The sequence below is a fragment of the Streptomyces silaceus genome, assembly GCF_001419745.1.
In the GTDB taxonomy this organism is placed as follows: domain Bacteria; phylum Actinomycetota; class Actinomycetes; order Streptomycetales; family Streptomycetaceae; genus Streptomyces; species Streptomyces silaceus.
In genome coordinates this window covers 1-2,882 of sequence record NZ_LIRJ01000663.1, presented here as the reverse complement: position 1 = coordinate 2,882, position 2,882 = coordinate 1, and the positions used below count along the sequence as shown (strand labels likewise).

Sequence of the window (2,882 nt, the reverse complement as noted above, 5' to 3'; positions counted from 1 at the left end):
CCATGGTCTTCTTGCCGCGCTCGGTGGCGAAGTACCACTGGTACCACCAGTTGTGTTCCACGGCCGCGGCGGCCGGCTCCAGTTGCGCCTTGACGTCGGTGATGAGGTAACCGCCGGTGGACACCAGGGCCTTGACGCGTTCGGGCCACAGGGCGGCGATGACGTCGGCGGTGCGCGAGCCCCAGTCGAAACCGGCGAGCACCGCCTTGTCGATCTTGAGCGCGTCCATCAGGGCGATGATGTCGAGGGCGACGGCGGACTGTTCGGCGGTACGAGGGGTGCGGCCGGAGAGGAAGTGGGTGCCGCCGTGTCCGCGCAGGTAGGGAACGATGACGCGGTAGCCCAGGTCGGCGAGGAGCGGGGCGACGTCGACGAAGCTGTGGATGTCGTACGGCCATCCGTGCAGACAGAGGACGACGGGGCCGTGGGCCGGTCCGACCTCGGCGTAACCGACGCTGAGGGCACCCGCCTTGACGCGCTTCAGCTCGGGAAACGCCGTATGGGTGCCGCGTCCGTCGGAGCCGCCGCGCGGCCGGGGCGAGCTCGTCGCGGCGGACGCCTGGCCGTGGGGACCTGACAGCGAGAGGGCCGCAGCGCCCGTGCCCAGGCCTGCCGCCTTGCTGAACGTACGCCTGTTGATCATGGGAAACCCTCCGTCGAACGTGTCCGGCTTCATCCGGACGTTGGCGCAGCGACTCTGGCAGACGGGGCGTCACCNNGCGAGGGATCCGCTCGCCCAGGAGGTGGCGCCGGTGCAGGCGGCCGCGGGGTAGACCACTACGGAAGCGGAGCCGTTGGCGATCTGCAGGGAACGGGCCGGCGTCGACAGGGTGTGGCAGGTGCCGAAGTCGCCGAGGTCGACCGTCGACACCGTCCCGCTGCCCTGCGTGCCGGAGTAGAGGTATGCGCCTTCCTGTAAAGGAGGCCAACCAGCGGCGTTCGCGGTCCCGGCTCCGAGCCCGATCAGGGCGGCGGCCATTGTGGCGACGGTGGCGACAGTGGCGTGGAACTTCGCTCTGGAGGTGAACATGCGGACTCCCTGTGGTGTGTGGCGAGGTTGGTGCGGGTGTGGCGCGACATGCCCGGCGAGTGCGGCCGGTGGCGAGACTTGCACGTTCAATCACGTGTGCACGAGGGGGAATTGAGTCACACGTGAGGGCGACTCCCGCCTCGACTCACAGCACGGTGACAGGTGTTCTCAGGTCACTTCCATCACTTACCGAGAGGGTGATGAGGCGACCACGAGCAGCCACTGGCCACCGAAGGTGCTGCACCCCTCGGCATTAGTCACTGTCTTGACAGGTGACGCAGACAAGGTGTGTCCTGATGTCAGATGAAGTGCGAACTGGGTGAAGCACGGATCGGATGAAGCACGGATCGAATGAAGTGCGAACTGATTGATCATGAACGAATGGACAGGGGACTCGGGTCATGAGCAAAGAACACGTCGACGACACCGCCGCGGCGGCGACGCGCCATGCACGCTTCGGCAGCCTCCCCGAGCGCATCCGCTTCGAGGACATGACCGAAGAGGTGGAGACGGGGCGCGGCGGCGGGGGCAAGGACGCGTACGACTCCGAACGGTCCTGGAAGTACTACTCGTGCCTGGCCCTCGACATGGGGCTGTAGTGCCACGAGGGCCTCACGTCGTGGCCTCGCGTGTCGCCCTTGGCAGGTGGGCCACGGCGGCTGCGCTACCGGGGAACATGGAAGCCAGCTGCCGGTCCTGCACCCGCGCGCCGTGCGCTTCGAGCCGCCGCCGGCCTCCAGGCAGTACGCCGAGGAGGCGATAGCGGACGGTGTTGCTCGCCAGGGCGAGCAGCAGCCCCCAGGGGAACCGCATGCGCAGCCCCAGGTCACGCATGCCGTCCTTGCCCATGAAGACGGTGAGGATGCTCGCCTGGCGGGCCCGTTCATAGCGCTGGTGGAGCCGCTCGGCGGCGGGGCTGCGGTGCCCGAAGGCGCGCTCGGCCTGGGCGTCCAGGGTCAGCCGGGCCAGATCTCGGCCGGCCTGGGTCTGACCGGCGGCGGCCAGCAGGATGTGGTGGTTCCAGCGGTGCCGTACGTCCTCGACGTCGGTCAGCCACTCCGGAGCGACGCCCATCAGCCAACCCACGTACCGCCACAGATGCATGAGGTCGTCGCGTTGCGCCCGCGTCAGCCGGACCCCGAGCCCGAGGCAGCCGACGATGAGCGTCGCGTCGAAGAGCCCGAGCGTGCCCGCCTGGTCGGCCTGGTTGACGGGGTGGCCCCACCGCTCCGTGTCCCAGCGCGGCGCGAAGCGGGCGTTGATCAAGGCGTGCATGGCACGCACATGGACCGTGAGGCGCCAGCCCTCGGCGCCGGGGCGCATCCCTCCGGCCCGGGTGACGGCATGCGTCCACTTGGTCGTCTCGCCGAGGCGCCGCAGGGTCGTCCCCTCGGTCAGACCGCCGGTCAGCACCAGCAGATCGGGCGGTCCGCCGAAGCGGTAGCCGCCGATCAGGGACAGCAGGGTGAGCACGTCGCCGCTGTTGCGGCCCAGGAAGCGGTACGCCGCCGCGCCCCGCTCGACCCGGTCCCAGTCCACCCAGTCGGGCACGGCCGNNGGCGAGGGCGGCGCCCAGCTCGTCGCGCTGGAGGAGGGCGTCCCCCAACCGTTCCATCAGCGTCTCGTCGACCTCCTTGCCGATGTCGGCGAAGAGGAAGAGCCCGCGGGCGATCCTGCGGCCGCGTTCCTCGGCCTCGCGGAAGCGGCGGGGAAAGCGATCGGTGCCACGGACCTCGCTGATCTGTGTCATACGTCCGTTGTAACGCGAATGTTTATTCGCATACAATTCGCGTTATGCGGAAGGAGCCCCGCCAGGAGCGGTCCCGCCGGATGGTGGAGCGGATCGTCGCGG

5 protein-coding genes are annotated in these 2,882 nt (G+C 69.1%); 1 reads left to right on the top strand and 4 read right to left on the bottom strand.

The features are described from left to right. Together AOK22_RS38420 and AOK22_RS38415 are read right to left on the bottom strand one after the other, a co-directional pair. Positions 1 to 643 (bottom strand): alpha/beta fold hydrolase (locus AOK22_RS38420; RefSeq protein ID WP_157872430.1); only part of this gene is annotated, 643 nt, incomplete at its 3' end. 76 nt (positions 644 to 719) lie between these two features. Beyond that, positions 720 to 1,030, bottom strand: a 311-nt coding sequence (locus AOK22_RS38415; protein WP_157872431.1) for a hypothetical protein, incomplete at its 3' end; no start/stop codon positions are given. 401 nt (positions 1,031 to 1,431) lie between these two features. Between AOK22_RS38415 and AOK22_RS38410 the strand changes: the two genes are divergently transcribed. Then, complete coding sequence (locus AOK22_RS38410) at positions 1,432 to 1,629, top strand: hypothetical protein (RefSeq protein ID WP_055703267.1); 198 nt, start codon at positions 1,432 to 1,434, stop codon at positions 1,627 to 1,629. A 13-nt stretch (positions 1,630 to 1,642) separates the two neighbouring features. Here the strand turns inward: AOK22_RS38410 and AOK22_RS44140 are convergent, their stop codons facing one another. Continuing rightward, complete coding sequence (locus tag AOK22_RS44140; RefSeq protein ID WP_425264119.1) at positions 1,643 to 2,443, bottom strand: oxygenase MpaB family protein; 801 nt, start codon at positions 2,441 to 2,443, stop codon at positions 1,643 to 1,645. Positions 2,444 to 2,588: 145 nt separating this feature from the next. Next, positions 2,589 to 2,780, bottom strand: a 192-nt coding sequence (locus AOK22_RS42335; RefSeq protein ID WP_208606512.1) for a hypothetical protein, incomplete at its 3' end; no start/stop codon positions are given. Between the last annotated feature and the right edge of the window lie 102 nt (positions 2,781 to 2,882).

Excerpts from the sequence above, each read along its gene's own strand:
- AOK22_RS38410 (WP_055703267.1), top strand. The coding sequence starts at position 1,432 with ATGAGCAAAGAACACGTCGACGACACCGCCGCGGCGGCGACGCGCCAT.